Here is a 17758-nt window from a genome sequence, read left to right as displayed (position 1 = left end):
AACTAACGAGCCCAAGGCCGAACCATATTGCTTTGCCTTTCTTTGGTCTCTGATGATGTTGCACGCAAATTCTGCTGGGTAGAGCAGGCCGGACATTGCCGTTCTGGAGTTTCGATGAAAAAGGTGGCGCCATGACCCATATTGCACTTCGCTCCCTAGCCAAGGGACTGGGTTCCTTCGTCCTTCCGCAACTGCGAAATACGCACGTAGAAGGGGGCACTGCTTCTGCGCGCCACTGTTATGACCTTTTCTTCCGCCACTACGGTCACCTAGCGCCTTGGCTGAACGGCAAAAGGCCTGAAGTATTGGTCGAGGTCGGCCCCGGAAGTTCGCTTGGCGTTGGGCTTGCCGCACTGCTTGCGGGCGTCGACACGTACATCGGGCTGGATTTGCAAGACCACCGGAGCATCGAGCACGATCTTGAAGTCCTGAACGGTTTGATTGAACTCTTCGGCGAGCGGGCCGCATTTTGGGATAACACCGTATCGGGCGACATTTTTTTTCCGCCGTCACCGACAAACTTCGCCTGGGATCGGATAGATGGGATCGTGCAACAGCGCCTCAGTGCGGCGGCAATCGACGCGCTGAAGGCGGACCTCGTGAATGGCAGCGAACGATTAAAGTTCGTCGCACCATGGACCGATTTCAACGTACTGCAGGCGGGTGTGGCTGACTGGCTGATGACGCATTCAGTCATGGAGCACGTGGACAACCTCGTTGATACCTATATCGCTATTGCCCGGTGGCTGAAGCCAGGAGGGTTTGCGACGCACCTGATCGACTTTCAATCTCATGGTCTGTCAAGCGACTGGAATGGGCACTGGGTTTTGGGCGCCCCCACGTGGACGATGATGCGTGGACGACGACCCTACCTGATAAATCGGAAGTGGCGCAGCCATCACATCAATCTGATGCAGGAGAGCGGCTTCGAAATCCTTGCGGAACTCCAGTACATCCGTACGGACGGACTAGGACGGAAGGAATTTCGAGCGCCGTTCACGTCAATGCCAAATGGTGACGAAAAAGTTGCGATGAGTTTCTTTGTGACGAGAAAAATCGGCTAAGGATCGGACTCGAAAAGACTTCAACTATATCCATAACTTGCGAGGCGTCTGACTTGCGGATGTGGCGATGGTTATTCGGGATAACCGCCGTCAGAGCCTTTCCGTCACGCGGCGCGGCTCGAGCTAGCCGACCTTCCCCGCCTCGTTCATCAGCCAGGCGCTGAGCTCCTCGCTGTGGGCGCTTGCCGATCGCGGCGGTACCAGCCAGTAACCGCGGTCAGGCGCTTCCAGCGACGGGCCGGCTTCAACAAGCATATGCGCGAAAAGCAGCGTATCAACGAGCCCCATCCAGCCGATTGCCACGCCCTGCTCGCTGAGTGCGGCCTGAACCACCAGCGAATATGTATTGAAGCTGATGTCACCGCGGCCGGCATTGATGTCGCGGATAACCGAAAATTCCGTCAGATAGCTGCGCCAGTCGAACCAGGGCGATGGCATCGGCGTGTCGAGATGGATCAGAACCGCCTTGGCAAGCTGCGCCGGATCGTCGAATGGGCCGTTGCGATCGAGAAATCCCCGCGTGCAAACGGGCACGACCTTTTCCGGCAGCAGCAGCGTACCGATTGCGCCGAATTCCGCCCGCGTGCCAAAAACGACCGCGACATCCGCCTGGTCGCGAAAACCGGCGGCAAACCTCTGCGTCGCGACGATCTGTATATCCGTGTCCGGATGAAGAAGACGAAAGCCGTGCATGCGCGGGATCAGCCACAGCGCTGAAAAGGCATAGTCGGTTCTCAGCCGAACGACCGGCCTTTGCGCTTCGGCACGGAAACTGCGGGCGAGCGCATCAATGTCGCCGACCGCCTTGGCGGTGACCTCGAGAAGCCGCTCGCCTTCGGCAGTCAGCGTCACGCCGCGGTGCTGGCGGTGCAACAGGCTGACGCCGAATTGCTCTTCCAGCCGGCGGATCTGGTAGCTGACGGCCGGCTGGGTCAGCCCAAGCAGCGCGGCGGCCGCCGAAAAACTCCCGAGCCGCGCGACCTCGACGAAGATCCGCATCCATCCAAGCTCAGGCGGGTAGTCTGCCATAAAAATTCCTTTTGGCACCCATCGAAAAAAGCCAGCTTTACAGCAGCAATAATAGGGGCTTCAATAAAATCTTCAAATAGCATAGGAATAACCACATGGCGCGCCCCAATATTCTCATCCTGATGGTGGATCAGTTGAACGGGACCTTGTTTCCCGATGGGCCTGCCGATTTCCTGCATGCGCCGCATCTGAAAGCATTAGCGGAGCGTTCAGTGCGTTTCGCCAACACCTATACGGCAAGCCCGCTTTGCGCACCGGCGCGGGCGTCCTTCATGTCCGGACAATTGCCGAGCCGGACGCGTGTCTACGACAATGCCGCGGAATTCGCCTCTGATATTCCGACCTATGCCCATCATCTGCGCGCCGCCGGTTACCAGACGGCACTTTCCGGCAAGATGCATTTCGTCGGCCCCGACCAGTTGCACGGTTTCGAGGAACGGCTGACGACGGACATCTATCCGGCCGATTTCGGCTGGACGCCCGACTATACCAAGCCCGGCGAGCGCATCGACTGGTGGTATCACAATCTCGGTTCGGTGACCGGCGCTGGCGTCGCCGAGATCACCAACCAGATGGAATATGACGACGAGGTCGCCTACAACGCCACCCGCAAGCTGTTCGATCTATCACGCGGCCATGACGACCGCCCCTGGTGCCTGACCGTCAGCTTCACCCATCCGCACGACCCCTATGTCGCGCGTCGCAAATTCTGGGATCTCTACGAGGATTGCCCGGCCCTCGATCCGGCGGTTGCGCCGATTGCCTTCGAGCAGCAGGACCCGCATTCGCAGCGCCTGATGAAGGCTTGCGACCACGAGGCTTTCGACATCAGCCCCGAAGAAATCCGGCGGGCAAGGCGGGGCTACTTTGCCAATATCTCCTATGTCGACGACAAGATCGGCGACATTCTCGGCGTGCTGGAACGGACCCGCATGGCCGACAACACCATCATCCTCTTCGTGTCCGATCACGGCGACATGCTCGGCGATCGTGGCCTCTGGTTCAAGATGAACTTCTTCGAGGGATCGGCGCGCGTTCCGCTGATGATTGCGGCACCCGGCTGGAAGCCGAGGCGCATCGATCAGCCCGTCTCCACGCTCGACGTGACGCCGACGCTGGCTGCCCTTGCCGGGATCGACATCGCCTCGTTGAAACCATGGACCGAAGGTGAGGATCTTTCAGCACTTGCCGCAGGCACGGGCAGCCGCGGCCCGGTGCCGATGGAATATGCCGCCGAAGGTTCGGAAGCCCCACTCGTCTGCATCCGGGACGGGCGCTACAAGCTCTCGCTCAGCGAGAAAGATCCGCCGATGCTGTTCGACCTCGAAGCCGATCCACAGGAACTCGACAATCTGGCGGAAAAGCCGGCACATGCCGATACGCTGGCACGGCTTGTCGAACAGGCACGCCGTCGCTGGAACCTTGCCGATTTCGACGCAGCCGTGCGCGAAAGCCAGGCGCGCCGCTGGGTGGTCTACGCGGCGCTGCGCAACGGCGCATATTATCCTTGGGACCATCAGCCGCTGCAGAAGGCCTCGGAACGCTACATGCGCAACCACATGGATCTGAACGTGCTGGAGGAAAGCCAGAGATTCCCGCGCCAGGAATGAGCGGCAGGGGCTCGCGGTTTAAGCCGTCCGGCGCGCCGGCGCCTCGCGCAGGAAATCCTCGATGAAGGCCTTTTGCAGCAGGATGCCGTCCCATTCGTCGGAGAAAAAGGGCGAATCGTAGATCAGTGTGAAGGGACCGGCGTAACCGGCCCTTTCGCACATCTCCAGGCACTTGCGGTAATCGTCGGCATCGAGACCGGCAACGCCGTAATCGGCTTTGGCATGGCAGATTTCCGCCCGACGCATGATATCGGCAAGACCCTCGTATTTCGCCGGTGCGGCCCAGTTGCCGAGATCGCCGTTAAGGCCGACCTTGCCGTCCAGTCGATCCAACAGCCAATTCATCTCGACGGGTGACGGCAAAAGGTCGAACCAGTTCTCGACGACGACGCGCACGCCGCTGCCTTCGGCTCTTTCGGCGAGCCAGCCGAGGTGACCGGCGGAGCGGCTCAGATTTTCCTCGGTCGGTTTCTCCTTGCCGGCGATGACGCGCATCTTCTGTGCTCCGAGAGCCGCGGCGATATCAATCCACTCCGCCATCCATCTGACGTCGCGTCCGGCCGTTTCCGGATGGCTGGGATCGCCGTCTTCGACGAGCAGCGTCTGGAACAGCACGTCCGAAGCCGTCATCGCATCGTGCAGTTCGGAGAGGTAGGCAGCGTCAAGGCTCGGCAGATGGAAGGAACAGACCTCCAGCCGATGGATGCCGCGGGCTGCGAGCGCCGCCGGCATGTCGATCAATTCAGCAGCGCCCGGACCATAAGGTTCTTTCGGCGCGGCACTTTTATCAGGATCGGGGCTGTAGCCATAGACGGGGCCGAGCAGCCGATGCAGCGACCATGTCGAAACCGCGAAGCGTCCGTTCTGCAATATCTGCACGTGCCTTCCTCCAGGATCAAGTCGTGCCATCAATGGCAACAAAAGCCCGGTGGTTCAATCGCCAATCAGGCGAAATCGCCGCGAATGACCGGCTCGGCGGCAAGGGCGATCCCGAGCAGCGCCTCGTCGCGATTGGCTGTCGCCGATAGAAGCAGGCCGACCGGCATCCCCGCGTCACCCGTGCCGCAAGGAATGGAAACGCCGCACGAGTCGAGGAAATTGCCGAGCGCGGTGTTGCGCAGCGTCTTGTTGTTCGTCGCGAAAAATAGCTCGTCGTCCTCTTCCAGCGGTGCGATCGGCGGAGCGACATGAGCGACCGAGGGAAAGGCGATCAGCCGGTCGCCGACGAGACGCTCGACATCGGCGATCAGCCGGCCGCGCGCTTCGAGGATCGCCAGATAATCGGCCAAGGTGGTCTTGGCACCGAGACGGGTGCGCATCACGACGCGGTGGTCCATACGGTCGGCGTCCGGTCCTGCCAAACGTTGGTGGTGAAGCGCGAAAGCCTCCGCCGTCACCAGCGGACCATATCGCGTCATCAGATCGAAAATCTCGTTGAAGGCTGGAATGACGGCGCGGGAAACACGGGCGCCGGCCTGTTGAAGACGTTCCAAGGCTGCCTCGAACGCGGCGACGACACCGGGTTCGGCCCCGTCGAAGACGATATTTTCAGGCACCAGCAGTTCCAGCCCCTGCAGCGGACGCTCGACGATATCAGGCGCCGTCCGGCCGCGCATCGCGGCATCGATCCAGACCGCATCCCTGACGTTGCGGCAGAGCGGCCCCAGCGAATCCAGGCTCTTTGCCAGCGGATAGACACCGTCCATCGCATGACGGCCGCGGGTTGCCTTGTAGCCGACAATGCCGTTGAAGGCGGCGGGAATGCGCACCGAGCCACCGGTATCCGTGCCCATTGCGACGGGCACCAGCCCGGCTGCTACGGCGACACCGGCGCCCGATGACGAACCGCCGGGGATACGCGGGAGATCGCTGCCACGCGGATTGACCGGCGTGCCGTAATGCGGATTGATGCCGAGGCCGGAAAAGGCGAATTCGCTCATATTGGTCCGGCCGACGGCGATCATGCCCGCCTGCCGGAGAAGGTTGACGACGGCCGCATCGCGCTTGGCCGGCGCATCTGCGGCCAACACGACGGAACCAGCCGTCGTTACCAAACCTTCGATGTCGAAAAGATCCTTCCAGGCGATCGGAATCCCGTCCAGCAATCCGAGCGAGCGCCCTTCCCACAAACGCTTCGAAGAGGCGCGCGCCTCCTCCAGCGCCCGGCTTTTGGTGAGCACGGTGAAGACGGCCTTGTCGGCATAATTGCCGATCGTTTCGAAGACCGCCTCAGCCACGTCGACCGGATCGGCTGCGCCACTCTGAATGAGGACGGAAAGCTGGGCGACCGACATGGCGCCAAAGGATTTGCTCATGAGACGATCCAGACGAAAGTTGATCCCCTGGACTACCCCGGATCATTCCGGCGAGCCAGAGCTTCACGATATTTTGCATTTATTAGGACGATTTTTTGAACACTGAGTTTGCATATCGCCCCTTCAATTGCCGCGATTTAAGACACACATGCTGCACGCATGCGGGAGTCGGTTCGCCATGAGGGTTGAGAGTTTATTCTTGAGAGACCGACATCGCATGTGTTGCAGGAGTAATTAAAATGACAGATTGTGAAACTTTGACCCACCGCCAGGATATGGTGACCCTCCATGTGAAAGAGGACGAAACGGCCGGTTTGGGCGAGCGCGACTATGTGGAACATGTCAGCGCCCAGAAGCTGTCGGGCTTCGAACGTGTTGTCGTGGTCGCAGCGCTGGCTCTCTTGAGCTTTGTCGGTTTTGCCGCATATTCTTCCAGCGAGACGGACCCGGTGACGACATCGGCCATTGCCGCTCCATCAGGCGACAACACGCCGCACCATCAGCCTTACGGGCATTGCCGTGAGAGCAGCCCTTACGCTGAAAGGGTTTGCTGAGGGCGAGCGCGGCTCGCCCGGGGAGAACCCCGGGAAAAACGATCTCGCCGGGCATGGAGCCCTTGGCCCAGGCTGCATCGACAGCAAGAAAGGGAAAGGACCATGGCCGGTGGTGATATCAACTACAATCTCGACCGCTTTATCGACGCTCAGAACGGCGTCTACGAACGGGCGCTCGCCGAGCTGAAAGCCGGGCGCAAGACCTCACACTGGATGTGGTTCATCTTTCCGCAAATCGCCGGTCTCGGCAAATCGCCGATGGCCGAAAAATATGCGATCCGCTCGGCCGAAGAAGCCGCCGCCTATCTCGCCGATCCCATCCTCTCCAGCCGACTTTTACGCTGCGCCCAGACGATTCTGTCGCTCGACGGCCGATCCGCGCACCAGATCCTCGGCTCGCCCGATGACCTGAAGCTACGCTCGTCGATGACCTTGTTCGCGGCAATCAGCGACCACGGCTCACCCTTCCACCGGGTGATCGAACATTTCTATGACGGGAAGTTCGACGAACGGACGATGGAAATCCTCAGTGCTGGGGATTAGCGGCCCGGTCTGCTTTCCAGCGCGTCGATTTCGTCGGAAATTTCGCTCAGCCGCTGACGCAGATCGCTGTCGGTGCCGTCATCGACCTCTTCCTCGCCGAAACAATAGCGCGCATCATGAAGCTCCAGCTTCGCTTCGAGCTCGGCGCGTTTGGCATACAGGCGCTTGAGATAGACGTGGTTCATATGCCGGTCTCCACTTGTCCTCCGGTGATGGAAAAACGGTATGGAAGCGGTAAGGTTCCCGAAAGACCGGTCAGGCGAAAGATGCGATCGCCGCGTTGCATGCCTTGGCGAAATGACCGCAGCAGCTAGCAGCGCCCATGGTCTGGCGGCTGACGCGCGCACCTTCGAGCAGCAACGTCAGCGTATCGGCCAGCAGCTCGGCTTCGCGCGCGCCGGCCGCCGAACAGAGCGCGGCCAGGCGATCACGCTGTTCGGCCTTGTGCCGCTCGATCATTTCATGCGCGGGATGGCCCTCACCCTTCAGCTCGATGGCGGCATTGGCGAGATCGCAACCGGCGGGCTCGCCGTTCAGACATTGCGCCCGCATTTCCACCCAGGCGTAGAGCTGGGCGCGCGGATTGCCGGGATAGGCCACCTCCAGATCACGCCAGATGGCACCGGCCTTTTCGGAGGCGCGGCGCAGCGTCTCGCAGACGAGCTCGTCCTTCGAGCCGAAATGCCGGTAGAGCGTCATCTTGTTGGTCAGGGCCGCGTCGGCGATGGCATCGACGCCGATGCCGCGGATGCCGCGCTCGCGAAAAAGCTCCGACGCGGTCGAGACGATCCGTTCCCTGGGCGGGATGCGATCCTCTGAAACGGCTGCGGAGATTTCATTCGAAGTTTCTGATTTTTTTGCGGACGTCGTCCTTGACATCGATGTGACCGATCGGTAACAAATGCATTGTTACTTACCGGTAACACCACGAAACGCGAAAGTCAATGAGAACACGGCAGCGCAAAGTGGAACACGGGCGACCGCCCACGAAAGGAGGACAGCCATGAGAAAGACCAGCGACGACCTGACCATATCCGAAGCCCTTCGCGACCCCCTGATCGCCATGGTGTTGCGCGCCGATGGCGTGAAGCTTGAAGACTTCAAGCAACTCCTGGAGACGGCTGCCGGCAAACGCGAGCCACGCCCGACCTCGGTCGGTAACATGATCGGAGCGCTCGCAAGCCGCGCCAACCTGCCCGCCATGCCCTGCTTCGGCTGAACAGACCGCCTGAACATTTCGGGGGATCTCTCCCTGCCCCCGGTCAAGGGCTGCCGTCATAAAGAGGCGGCGGCCCTTGCCGCTTGATCGTAATGGCCGGAGAGCGCCCGCAGCATCGCGGCCAGCGCCGATGTCGCGGCAGGATCGAACCCGAGCCCCTTGACCGATTCCACCAGCAGCGCTTCGCGCACCGCCCGATATTTCAGGCAGATTTCCAAGCCCTTTTCGGTGGCGGCAATCAGTTTCTCCTTGCCCGCCCGTGTGCTCGTCACCAGGCCGCGCTTTTCCAGCTTCTTGATCGCGTAGATCACCAGATGCGCGTCCTCGACGCCGAGCACGCTGCAGAGATCGCCGAGCCGCTTCGGCCGCTGCCGGTGCGCCACCGAATGCAGCACCAGCACGTCGATCGCCGCACATCCGGGCTCGCCTGCCGCCGTCATGCAGCGTACCATCCAGCGATCGAAGGCATTGCCGGCGAGGATGAGGCCGAATTCCAACTCGGAAAGTGCAGGAAGTGCGCCATCGGCCAGATGGGCCGAAGAGACGATCGGCCCGATCTCTGGTTGTTTTCCGCGCCCATCTGCCATGCCCAGCCTCCACCATTCTAGAGACAAACGTTGACATTTTATCGATAAATCGTCAATAAATTTTCAGCTTAACAGGAGGTCGAACATGGGCGGTCAGTGGGATTTCTGGGTCGATCGCGGCGGGACCTTCACCGATATCGTCGCACGCCGTCCTGATGGTTCGCTCATCGCGCACAAGCTGCTTTCTGAAAATCCGGAGGCCTATCGCGACCCGGCCGTCCAGGGCATCCGTGAACTGCTTGGGCTCGAGCCGGGCAAGCCGATTCCTCCCGACCTCATCGGTGCGGTGAAGATGGGAACGACGGTCGCCACCAATGCGCTTCTCGAACGCAAGGGTGATCCGACTCTGCTGGTGACGACGAAGGGGTTCTGCGATGCGCTGGAGATTGGCTACCAGGCCCGCGCCGATATTTTCGCCAAGAAGATCGTCAAACCGGAACTGCTCTATGCCGACGTCATCGAGGCCGACGAGCGCGTGCTGGCAGACGGAACGGTGGAACGTGTGCTCGACGAGCATGGCCTGCGCCAAGCGCTGGAAGCTGCCTATGCCAGGGGCTTGCGCGCCGTCGCCATCGTCTTCATGCATGCCTATCGCTATCCCGAGCACGAACAGCGGGCCGCCGCCATCGCGCGCGCGCTCGGCTTCACGCAGATTTCGCCGTCGCACGCCGTTTCTCCGCTGATCAAGCTCGTCGGCCGCGGCGACACCGCCGTCGTCGATGCCTATCTGTCTCCGGTTCTCCGGCGCTATGTCGACCAGGTCGCCACCGAACTCGGTGCGGTCGAGGGAAAAGGCCCGAAGCTGATGTTCATGCAGTCCTCCGGCGGACTGACCGATGCGCATCTCTTCCAGGGCAAGGACGCGATTCTGTCGGGTCCCGCAGGCGGTGTGGTCGGCGCGGTCGAGGTGTCGCGCATCGCCGGCTTTGGCCAGATGATCGGCTTCGACATGGGCGGCACCTCGACCGACGTTTCGCATTACGACGGCGAACTGGAACGCGCCTTCGAGACGGAGGTCGCCGGCGTACGGATGCGCGCGCCGATGATGAAGATCCACACCGTCGCTGCCGGCGGCGGTTCGATCCTCAGCTATGACGGCTCACGCTTCCGCGTCGGCCCGGAATCGGCCGGCGCCACGCCCGGCCCGAAATCCTATCGTCGCGGCGGCCCGCTCACCGTTACCGACGCCAACATCATGACCGGCAAGTTGCTGCCGGAATTCTTTCCGGCAATCTTCGGCCCGGGACAGGACCAGCCGCTCGATGCCGAGGCGGTGCGCACCGCTTTTGCCGAGATGGCGCAGACGATAGGCGGCGGCCGGACGGCGGAAGACGCCGCCGACGGCTTCCTCGCCATCGCCGTCGAGAACATGGCCAATGCCATCAAGAAGATCTCGGTCCAGCGCGGTTATGATGTTTCCGGCTACGCACTCACCTGCTTCGGCGGCGCCGGCGGCCAGCATGCCTGTCTCGTCGCCGACAGCCTCGGCATGAAAACGGTGCTGCTCCACCCCTTCTCCGGCATCCTTTCGGCCTATGGCATGGGGCTTGCCGATATTCGCGCCACGCGCCAGCGCGCGGTGCTGACGGAACTCGCCGCGGCACTGACGACGATCGGCGACATCAAATCCGAGCTTGAGGCGGAGGTGCACCGGGAACTGACGCTTCAAGGTGTCGAGAGCGGCGAGATGGAGCTCATCACCCGCCTGCACCTGCAATATAAGGGCACCGACACGGCGCTGCCCGTCGCCTTCGGGCCGCAGCAAGAGATGGTGCAAGCCTTCGCCGCCGCCCACAAGAAGCAGTTCGGCTTCATCTTCGAAGACCGCCCTGTTGTCGTCGATTCTATCGAGGTCGAAGGCATCGGCGGCGGCGCCGACATCGAAGAGGCGGACATGGAGGCGACAAGCTTCGAGCCGGAAGCACTCCGTTCGACGCGCTTCTATTCCGGCGGAACATGGCGCGAGGCCGGCATTTTCAGGCGTGAGACGCTGAAACCGGGCGCCGTCCTCAACGGGCCTGCCCTCATCATCGAAGCGCATCAGACGATTGTCGTCGAAGCCGGCTGGCAGGTGCGGCTCACCGGCCACGATCATATCGTCCTCACCCGCGAGATCCCGCCTGCCCGCAATGCCGCGATCGGCACCAGCGCCGACCCGGTGATGCTCGAAGTCTTCAACAACCTGTTCATGGCGATCGCCGAGCAGATGGGCGTGACGCTGCAGAACACCGCCCATTCGGTCAATATCAAGGAGCGACTCGATTTCTCCTGCGCCGTCTTCGACCGCACCGGCGCGCTCGTCGCCAATGCGCCGCATATGCCGGTGCATCTCGGCTCCATGGACCGTTCGGTCGAAACCATCATCCGTCTCAATGAAGGCCGCATCCGCCCGGGCGATGTCTTCGCGCTCAACGCGCCCTATAATGGCGGCACGCATCTGCCCGACATCACCGTCGTCACACCGGTTTTCGACGATGCGGGAGAGGTGATCCTGTTTTACGTCGCCTCGCGCGGCCATCATGCCGATATCGGCGGCAAGGCGCCGGGCTCGATGACGCCGCGGGCAACGAAGGTCGACGAAGAAGGCGTGCTGATCGACAATTTCCGGCTGGTCGACAAGGGCCGCTTCCGTGAGGCCGAATTCGCCGCGATGCTGCGCGACCACCCCTACCCCGCCCGCAATCCGGCCCAAAACCTCGCCGACGTGAAGGCGCAGATCGCCGCCAATGAAAAGGGCGTGCAGGAATTGCGCAAGATGGTCGCCCATTTCGGCCTTGATGTCGTCGAAGCCTATATGGGCCATGTGCAGGACAATGCCGAGGAAAGTGTTCGCCGGGTGATCGCCCGCCTCAGCGACAGCGAATTCACCTATCCCACCGATCAGGGCGCCGTCATCAAGGTGAAGATCACCGTCGACAGGCAAGCGCGCGAGGCGACGGTCGATTTCACCGGCACGAGCGCGCAGCAGCCGACCAATTTCAATGCGCCGGAACCAGTGACGCGCGCCGCCGTCCTCTATGTCTTCCGCGTCATGGTCGAACAGCCGATCCCGATGAATGCCGGCTGCCTGCGGCCAATCCGGATCATCGTGCCGGACGGTTCGATGCTGCGCCCGGCCTATCCGGCTGCCGTCGTCGCCGGGAATGTCGAGACCAGCCAGCATGTGACGAATGCGCTGTTCGGAGCGCTCAGAACGCTGGCGGCGGCCCAGGGTTCGATGAACAACCTGACCTTCGGCAATGCCACCTATCAATATTACGAGACGATCTGCGCCGGCGGCCCTGCCGGCCTGCTCAACGACGGCACCGGCTTCAACGGCGCCGATGGCGTGCACAGCCACATGACTAATTCGCGGCTGACCGATCCCGAAGTCCTGGAATTCCGCTTTCCCGTCGTGCTCGAAGATTTCCATATCCGCCGCGGCTCCGGCGGCAGGGGACAATATCATTCCGGCGGCGGCACCGAGCGCACCATCCGCTTCCTGGAAACGATGGATTGCAGCATCCTCTCCTCGCATCGCACGATCCGGCCTTTCGGCCTCTACGGCGGGGAAGACGGGCAATTGGGGAAAACCGATATCCGCCGCGGCGACGGTACGGTCGAAAGGCTGGATGGCTGCGACCAGGCAATGCTCGCCGCCGGCGACGCCGTGATCGTCACGACGCCGACCGGCGGTGGCTACGGCAAACCGAACTGAAGCGCGTTACGTCAGACTTCATCGACGCGCTTCAGTTCCTTCCTTTTTCTTGCATGTGCTTTTCCCGAAACCGCCAATTCCGGGCGACATGCATCAAAGGATCGGCTTGCCGCCGGTGACCGCGATTGTCGCGCCGGAGACATAGCTCGACAAGGGATCGGCCAGCATCACATAGGCGGTTGCAAGCTCGGCCGGCTGGCCCGGCCGCTTCATCGGCACCTGCTTGCCGAAATTGCTGACGCTGTCTTCAGGCAGCGTCGACGGAATGAGCGGTGTCCAGATCGGTCCCGGCGCCACCGCATTGGCGCGAATGCCTTTTTCCGCCAGAAGCTGGGCCAGGCCGGCGGTGAAATTCTGGATTGCGCCCTTGGTCGTCGCATAGGCAAGCAGCGTCGGGTTCGGATTGTCCGAATTGATCGACGCGGTGTTGATGATTGAACTGCCGGGTTTCATGTGGGCGACGGCTGCCTTGGTCAGGTAGAACATCGCATGGATGTTGACCTTGAAGGTCAGTTCCCACTCCTCGTCACTGATCTCGTCAATGCTTTTGAAGCTTGCCTGATGGGCGGCATTGTTGACGAGAATGTCGATGCCGCCGAGTTCCTTGACCGCCGTCTCGACGATCTGCCGGCACTGAGCCGGATCCTGGATATCGCCGCTAACGAGGACCGCCTTGCGCCCGGCCTGCTCGACAAGCCGCTTCGTCTCGTCGGCATCCTCATCCTCGTCGAGATAGGAAATTACGATATCGGCGCCTTCCCGGGCATAGGCGATCGCCACCGCCCGGCCGATGCCGCTATCGCCGCCGGTAATGATCGCCCGCTTGCCTTTCAACCGGTCGGAACCGCGATAACTCTCCTCGCCATGATCGGGGACGGGATCCATCTGCGCGGTAAAACCGGGCATCGGCTGTTTCTGAGACGGGAAAGGGGGCGTCGGATATTTCGTCATCTTGTCCTCCTGGGTTGAGGAGCAAACTCGGGCTACGGCCTGTTGTTCCGGCGGCATTGCAGTAAACCCATTTTCCGATTAAAATGACCAAAAAATTGGTCATCAGGACGTGTTATGGCAAGTGTCAACCTCGCGGAAGCCAAGGCCCATCTCAGCGAATTGCTCAATCGCGTTGAAGCCGGCGAGACCGTCGAGATATTGCGGCACGGCAAACCGGTAGCGCAACTCGTTCCCGTGAAGACGCCGAAAAAGCCAATCGATGTCGAGCGGCTAAGAAACTTGACGGCCTCAATGAAGCCGCCGGCCGAACCGGTCGATTCCGCAACTTTCGTCCGCGATATGCGCGACACAGATCGATATTGATGTTTTACATCGACACATCAGTTCTTGTCGCCGCCTGGACCATCGAAAGCCGCACCGAGGACGCGCAAAAGTGGCTGGCAGAGTTTGCCGCCGAAGAGATGGCCGTCAGCGGCTGGACAATCACCGAATTTTCAAGCGCCATCGCACTCAAAACAAGAAACGGGCAGATTGATCCGGCAGACGGCGGCAAGGCCTTGATCATGTTCAAGGAACTATGCTCGACAACATTCGAGCTTCTGTCGATTTCGCGTGCGTATTTCATGGATGCGGCCCGCATGACCGATCAGTTCGAGATTGGTTTTCGCGCCGGCGATGCTCTTCACCTTGCTATCGCGATCAGCAGCGACGCCACGCTTATCACGCTGGATAAGGGGCTGGCGAAAGCCTGCGGCATCGTCGGAGCGCGTCACCGGTTGTTATGAAGCCGAAGGTATCGTGACGAATGGATGCCGGCAATCACATAGCCCCAGATTCCGCCGCTGCCGCATCCGCCCAACGATCAACCTACAAAATATTGCGATTTGCCACGGCGACCGCTATGCCATAGTAATGTAACACAATCGCAGTTTTCATGAGGTGCGTGGAATTGGACGGAAAGACATCACCCGCAGTTTACACCGAAGATGAGGCCCATGCCGACGAAGCCGCCGGCAAGGGTGCGCGCCGTGCGCGCGTCAGCGGCATCGACCGCGCGCTCCAGGTGATCGATCACCTTTATGAGACCGGCTCGCCGGCCGGTGTCTATGCTATCGCCAAGGCGGTGAAGGCGCCGTTGTCGACCGTTTACGTCATCGTCGACGATCTGGTCGAAAAGAACATGCTGACGCGCCAGGCTGATGGTTCGATCTGGCTCGGCGCCCGGCTCTATCATTACGGCCTCGCCTATGCCCGGTCGCTGGATTTCATGAGCATCGCCACCCACGAAATGCACGATCTCTGTCGCCAGGCCGGCGAAACCGTGCAGGTCTGCGGCCGCGACGGCGATTACATGCTGGTGCTTGCCATGGCCGACGGCCCGAGCCACTTCCAGGTGGCATCCCGCGTCGGCACCCGGGTGCCGCTGAACTGGACGGCGTCGGGGCGCCTGCTCGTCGGCCACCTGGCCGAGGACGAGCGCATCGAACTGTTCAAACGCTGCGCCCGCTCGTCACCGACCGGCCGCGCCGAGATCGATCCGGGCACGCTGTCGGAATCGGCCGGCAAGGCGTTTGAGGCACGTCTGTCGATCCAGGCGGGAGAATCGGATTATGCGGTTGCCTGCATCGCCTCGCCGATCTGCGACCGCGACGGCCAGTGCGTCGCCACCATTTCCATCGTGCTGCCTGAACAGAAGGCTTTTTCCGACGAGAACCACTATACGGCGCATGTGCGCAGTTCGGCGGAGCGGATCGAAAAGCTGATGGGCTGGCGCAACCGCTGAGCGCCCAACGGCTGAGCCAAACGCTGCACCCTACCTGTAGGAATAGCCGTGGCTGTGGCGCACGAGCTTGCGCGCCCGCGGCACATAGCGGCTGGCGGCGAAGGCATCGGCGCCGATCACCGCATAGCGCGGCTCGAACAGCTTCGTGAGGACCGAGACGTCGCCGTTAGAATCCGTCGCCTCGAGCTCGGAATCGACGAGGTCGAAAATCGTGAATTCGGCCTGTGCGCCGATCGAAAGCCGGTTTTCCATCGACAACTTGATGACGGATGCCGGCGCATGGGTGACGGCTTCCACCACCTTGTCGAAGGGCATGCCGACGCTGAGCAGCTTCGACATCGTCGTCGCCAGGTCCCAGACCGGGAAGTTCATCGAATGGCCGTGCAGGTCGGTCGAAATCGAGAACGGCAGCAACCCGCGCGCAATCGCCGCTTCGGCGACCTTGAAGGAGAAGGAGGCGCCGCCATGGCCGATGTCGAGACGAATACCCTCGGAGGCGCAGCGCTCGGCGAGAGAGAAGAGATCCTCGTCCTCCATGATGCTCGACCCCGCCTTGCCGTTGAAGCAATGGGTGACGACGTCGCCGGGGCCGAGAATCTCCAGTACTTCGTCATAGAGTGCCGGCGGCTCGCCGACATGCACCATCATCGGCACTTTCAGGATCTTGGCGATCTTCTTGCCGAGCTTGACGGGGGTGACGCCCCAGGAGCCGGTGATGACATGGCTGGCGCGCACCTTGATGCCGACGATATGGTCGCTGTTTTCGGCATAGACTTCGAGGATACGGTCAAGATCGATATCTCTGATATCCCTGAGTTCGGCGACGCGGTTGCAGGCGACGAGGCCGATCGAGCCGAGGTTCAGGAAGGCCTTGATGCGCTCGCGCGAAGGCTCGATGATATATTCGCGGAAACCGTGGAAATTCGCTTCGCCGGCCGATCCGGCATCGACCAGCGTGGTCACGCCGCGCTCGACGCCGCATTCGGACGGGCGGATGGAAATATCGGTACCGCCATGCCAGATATGCACATGCAGGTCGACCCAGCCGGGCGAGACGAAGGCGCCCTTGCCGGCGATGCGCGTCACATCCTGCGAGATGTCCAGCGACGGACCGATCTCCGCAATCCGGCCGTCGCCATCGACGAGAATGTCGACCGCCCCGGCCGGCGCGCCGGCGCCGAAAGCCATGGGTCTGACATTGGTGAGCAGGAGCGGTTTCTTCGCCGGGTCGCCGAACATGGTATGCATTCCTTTCGAAGTCTGGATCGTCCCGCGCCGGCGGCGATCCCTCTGCTGGTCATTATGGAAGGACGGACGGAAAGCGCATCGCATTCCGATAATTCCATAATTATGATATATAAATCTTTATAATAGAATATCGGTAGCAATGTCCCTGTCAAGGAAAATGACACTGCAGTTCCTGTCGCAAAACGCCGGCAGACGAGCCCTTTTCACAGCGCCCCAAATTTCGAATAGCCAACCAAACTCTGTTTGTTTTCAGTTGGAAAGAACTGAATACTCAACCTTTTCGAGATGGTCCGGATCGGCAAAGGCGTCGATCGCGACGATCACGCCGTCGGCAATGGTGAAAGCCACGAGGACGCGAACCTCGCCATCGATGCGGACGACGAATCCGACATCGCCGTCGACGATGGCGGCTTCCGCCGCCTGGGCCCGGCCCTTGAATAGCTCGGCGACAGCTGGAGCGCCGCGCACTTCGCCGACGGCTCCGAACCGGGCCGCCGTCGCGTCCGGCCGGAAGGCGACATCGGGGGCGAGCACGGCAATCAGCGCCGCCAGATCGCCCTTGCGCGATGCGGCAAGAAAGGCCTCGGCGATCGTTCGTTTGCGGCCGAGGTCGACGGCCGTCGTCTCATCGATGCCCTGCACCCGGCGGCGGGCGCGGCTTGCAAGCTGCCTCGTGGCGGCAGAAGAACGACCGATAATCGAGGCGATCTCATCGAAGGGCAGATCGAACATGTCGTGCAGCACGAAGGCGACACGTTCGGCCGGCGCCAGCGTCTGCAGCACGACCAGCAACGCCAGGCCGACCGATTCGGCGAAGGCGGCATCGCGCTCCGGATCGTTTGCCGGATCGGCGATCACAGCATGGATTGGCATCTCCAGCGGCTCCTCGCGCCGGGTCTTGCGGGTTCGCAGCATATCAAGGCAAATGCGCGCCACCACGGTCGTCAACCAGCCGCCGAGATTGCCGACATCGCTGGTGTCGGTCCGGTTCAGCCGCAGCCAAGCCTCCTGAACGGCATCATCCGCTTCACTGCGCGAGCCGAGCATACGATAGGCAGCCGCCTTCAGATGCGCCCTGTTTGCCTCAAATTCAGCGGCCAGCCATTTTTTCTCGTCCATCCGTCACATTCCTCCGCTGCGTTCCGTCAAGACCATGAC

Annotated in this window: 18 protein-coding genes; 9 read left to right on the top strand and 9 right to left on the bottom strand. The window is 61.5% G+C overall.

Features of this window, described 5'->3' with window-relative positions:
• The first annotated feature begins 131 nt into the window (after positions 1-131).
• A complete protein-coding gene (locus FFM81_RS29260) occupies positions 132-1064 on the top strand; it encodes a hypothetical protein (RefSeq protein WP_003563953.1) in 933 nt (310 codons plus the stop codon).
• 123 nt (positions 1065-1187) lie between these two features.
• Here the strand turns inward: FFM81_RS29260 and FFM81_RS29255 are convergent, their stop codons facing one another.
• On the bottom strand, positions 1188-2093 hold the full coding sequence (locus FFM81_RS29255; RefSeq protein ID WP_025418912.1) for a choline sulfate utilization transcriptional regulator: 906 nt from the start codon (positions 2091-2093) through the stop codon (positions 1188-1190).
• Between the two features lie 95 nt (positions 2094-2188).
• Between FFM81_RS29255 and betC the strand changes: the two genes are divergently transcribed.
• Positions 2189-3703 (top strand): choline-sulfatase, encoded by a 1515-nt coding sequence (gene betC / locus FFM81_RS29250; RefSeq protein ID WP_025418913.1) that lies wholly within the window; start codon positions 2189-2191, stop codon positions 3701-3703.
• Positions 3704-3721: 18 nt separating this feature from the next.
• On the opposite strand, the gene FFM81_RS29245 is transcribed toward betC, so the two are convergent.
• Together FFM81_RS29245 and FFM81_RS29240 are read right to left on the bottom strand one after the other, a co-directional pair.
• A complete protein-coding gene (locus FFM81_RS29245; RefSeq protein WP_025418914.1) occupies positions 3722-4582 on the bottom strand; it encodes a sugar phosphate isomerase/epimerase family protein in 861 nt (286 codons plus the stop codon).
• A 65-nt stretch (positions 4583-4647) separates the two neighbouring features.
• Positions 4648-6018: an amidase gene (locus FFM81_RS29240; RefSeq protein WP_138385915.1), complete on the bottom strand. Its 1371-nt coding sequence runs from the start codon at positions 6016-6018 to the stop codon at positions 4648-4650.
• A gap of 275 nt (positions 6019-6293) precedes the next feature.
• On the opposite strand from FFM81_RS29240, the gene FFM81_RS29235 reads away from it, so the two are divergent.
• Positions 6294-6572 carry a hypothetical protein gene (locus tag FFM81_RS29235; RefSeq protein WP_172643003.1) on the top strand — a complete coding sequence of 93 codons (279 nt, stop codon included), beginning with the start codon at positions 6294-6296 and terminating at the stop codon, positions 6570-6572.
• 102 nt (positions 6573-6674) lie between these two features.
• Positions 6675-7115: a DUF1810 domain-containing protein gene (locus FFM81_RS29230; RefSeq protein ID WP_138385914.1), complete on the top strand. Its 441-nt coding sequence runs from the start codon at positions 6675-6677 to the stop codon at positions 7113-7115.
• Here FFM81_RS29230 and FFM81_RS29225 read toward each other — a convergent pair.
• Together FFM81_RS29225 and FFM81_RS29220 are read right to left on the bottom strand one after the other, a co-directional pair.
• Positions 7112-7300, bottom strand: coding sequence for a hypothetical protein (locus tag FFM81_RS29225; protein WP_003563960.1), 189 nt, complete (start codon positions 7298-7300; stop codon positions 7112-7114). The genes FFM81_RS29230 and FFM81_RS29225 overlap by 4 nt on opposite strands.
• A 70-nt stretch (positions 7301-7370) precedes the next feature.
• A complete protein-coding gene (locus tag FFM81_RS29220) occupies positions 7371-7994 on the bottom strand; it encodes a TetR/AcrR family transcriptional regulator (RefSeq protein ID WP_097536655.1) in 624 nt (207 codons plus the stop codon).
• 124 nt (positions 7995-8118) lie between these two features.
• On the opposite strand from FFM81_RS29220, the gene FFM81_RS29215 reads away from it, so the two are divergent.
• The gene (locus tag FFM81_RS29215; RefSeq protein ID WP_097536656.1) at positions 8119-8334 is read left to right on the top strand and encodes a hypothetical protein; all 216 of its coding nucleotides are present in this window, start codon (positions 8119-8121) and stop codon (positions 8332-8334) included.
• Between the two features lie 56 nt (positions 8335-8390).
• Here the strand turns inward: FFM81_RS29215 and FFM81_RS29210 are convergent, their stop codons facing one another.
• Positions 8391-8921: a winged helix DNA-binding protein gene (locus FFM81_RS29210; protein WP_025418918.1), complete on the bottom strand. Its 531-nt coding sequence runs from the start codon at positions 8919-8921 to the stop codon at positions 8391-8393.
• Positions 8922-9006: 85 nt separating this feature from the next.
• Here FFM81_RS29210 and FFM81_RS29205 point away from each other — a divergent pair, with 85 nt between their 5' ends.
• Positions 9007-12618, top strand: coding sequence for a hydantoinase B/oxoprolinase family protein (locus FFM81_RS29205; RefSeq protein ID WP_138385913.1), 3612 nt, complete (start codon positions 9007-9009; stop codon positions 12616-12618).
• Positions 12619-12711: 93 nt separating this feature from the next.
• Here FFM81_RS29205 and FFM81_RS29200 read toward each other — a convergent pair whose 3' ends face one another.
• Entirely contained in the window at positions 12712-13569 is an 858-nt protein-coding gene (locus tag FFM81_RS29200) for an SDR family oxidoreductase (protein WP_138385912.1), read from the bottom strand.
• A gap of 114 nt (positions 13570-13683) precedes the next feature.
• On the opposite strand from FFM81_RS29200, the gene FFM81_RS29195 reads away from it, so the two are divergent.
• The 3 genes from FFM81_RS29195 to FFM81_RS29185 all read left to right on the top strand — a co-directional run bounded on the left by FFM81_RS29195 (position 13684) and on the right by FFM81_RS29185 (position 15352).
• The gene (locus tag FFM81_RS29195) at positions 13684-13932 is read left to right on the top strand and encodes a type II toxin-antitoxin system Phd/YefM family antitoxin (protein WP_138385911.1); all 249 of its coding nucleotides are present in this window, start codon (positions 13684-13686) and stop codon (positions 13930-13932) included.
• A complete protein-coding gene (locus tag FFM81_RS29190) occupies positions 13932-14354 on the top strand; it encodes a type II toxin-antitoxin system VapC family toxin (RefSeq protein WP_138385910.1) in 423 nt (140 codons plus the stop codon). Before FFM81_RS29195 ends, FFM81_RS29190 begins: the two co-directional genes overlap by 1 nt.
• A gap of 149 nt (positions 14355-14503) precedes the next feature.
• Positions 14504-15352, top strand: coding sequence for an IclR family transcriptional regulator (locus FFM81_RS29185; protein WP_037091210.1), 849 nt, complete (start codon positions 14504-14506; stop codon positions 15350-15352).
• 30 nt (positions 15353-15382) lie between these two features.
• Here the strand turns inward: FFM81_RS29185 and FFM81_RS29180 are convergent, their stop codons facing one another.
• Both FFM81_RS29180 and FFM81_RS29175 read right to left on the bottom strand, forming a co-directional pair.
• Positions 15383-16591, bottom strand: coding sequence for an amidohydrolase/deacetylase family metallohydrolase (locus FFM81_RS29180; RefSeq protein ID WP_097536701.1), 1209 nt, complete (start codon positions 16589-16591; stop codon positions 15383-15385).
• A gap of 258 nt (positions 16592-16849) precedes the next feature.
• Positions 16850-17719 carry a sigma-70 family RNA polymerase sigma factor gene (locus FFM81_RS29175; protein WP_138385909.1) on the bottom strand — a complete coding sequence of 290 codons (870 nt, stop codon included), beginning with the start codon at positions 17717-17719 and terminating at the stop codon, positions 16850-16852.
• Between the last annotated feature and the right edge of the window lie 39 nt (positions 17720-17758).

The sequence above is a fragment of the Rhizobium hidalgonense genome, from assembly GCF_005862185.2.
In the GTDB taxonomy this organism is placed as follows: domain Bacteria; phylum Pseudomonadota; class Alphaproteobacteria; order Rhizobiales; family Rhizobiaceae; genus Rhizobium; species Rhizobium hidalgonense.
This window is presented reverse-complemented; position numbering and strand designations above follow the sequence as displayed.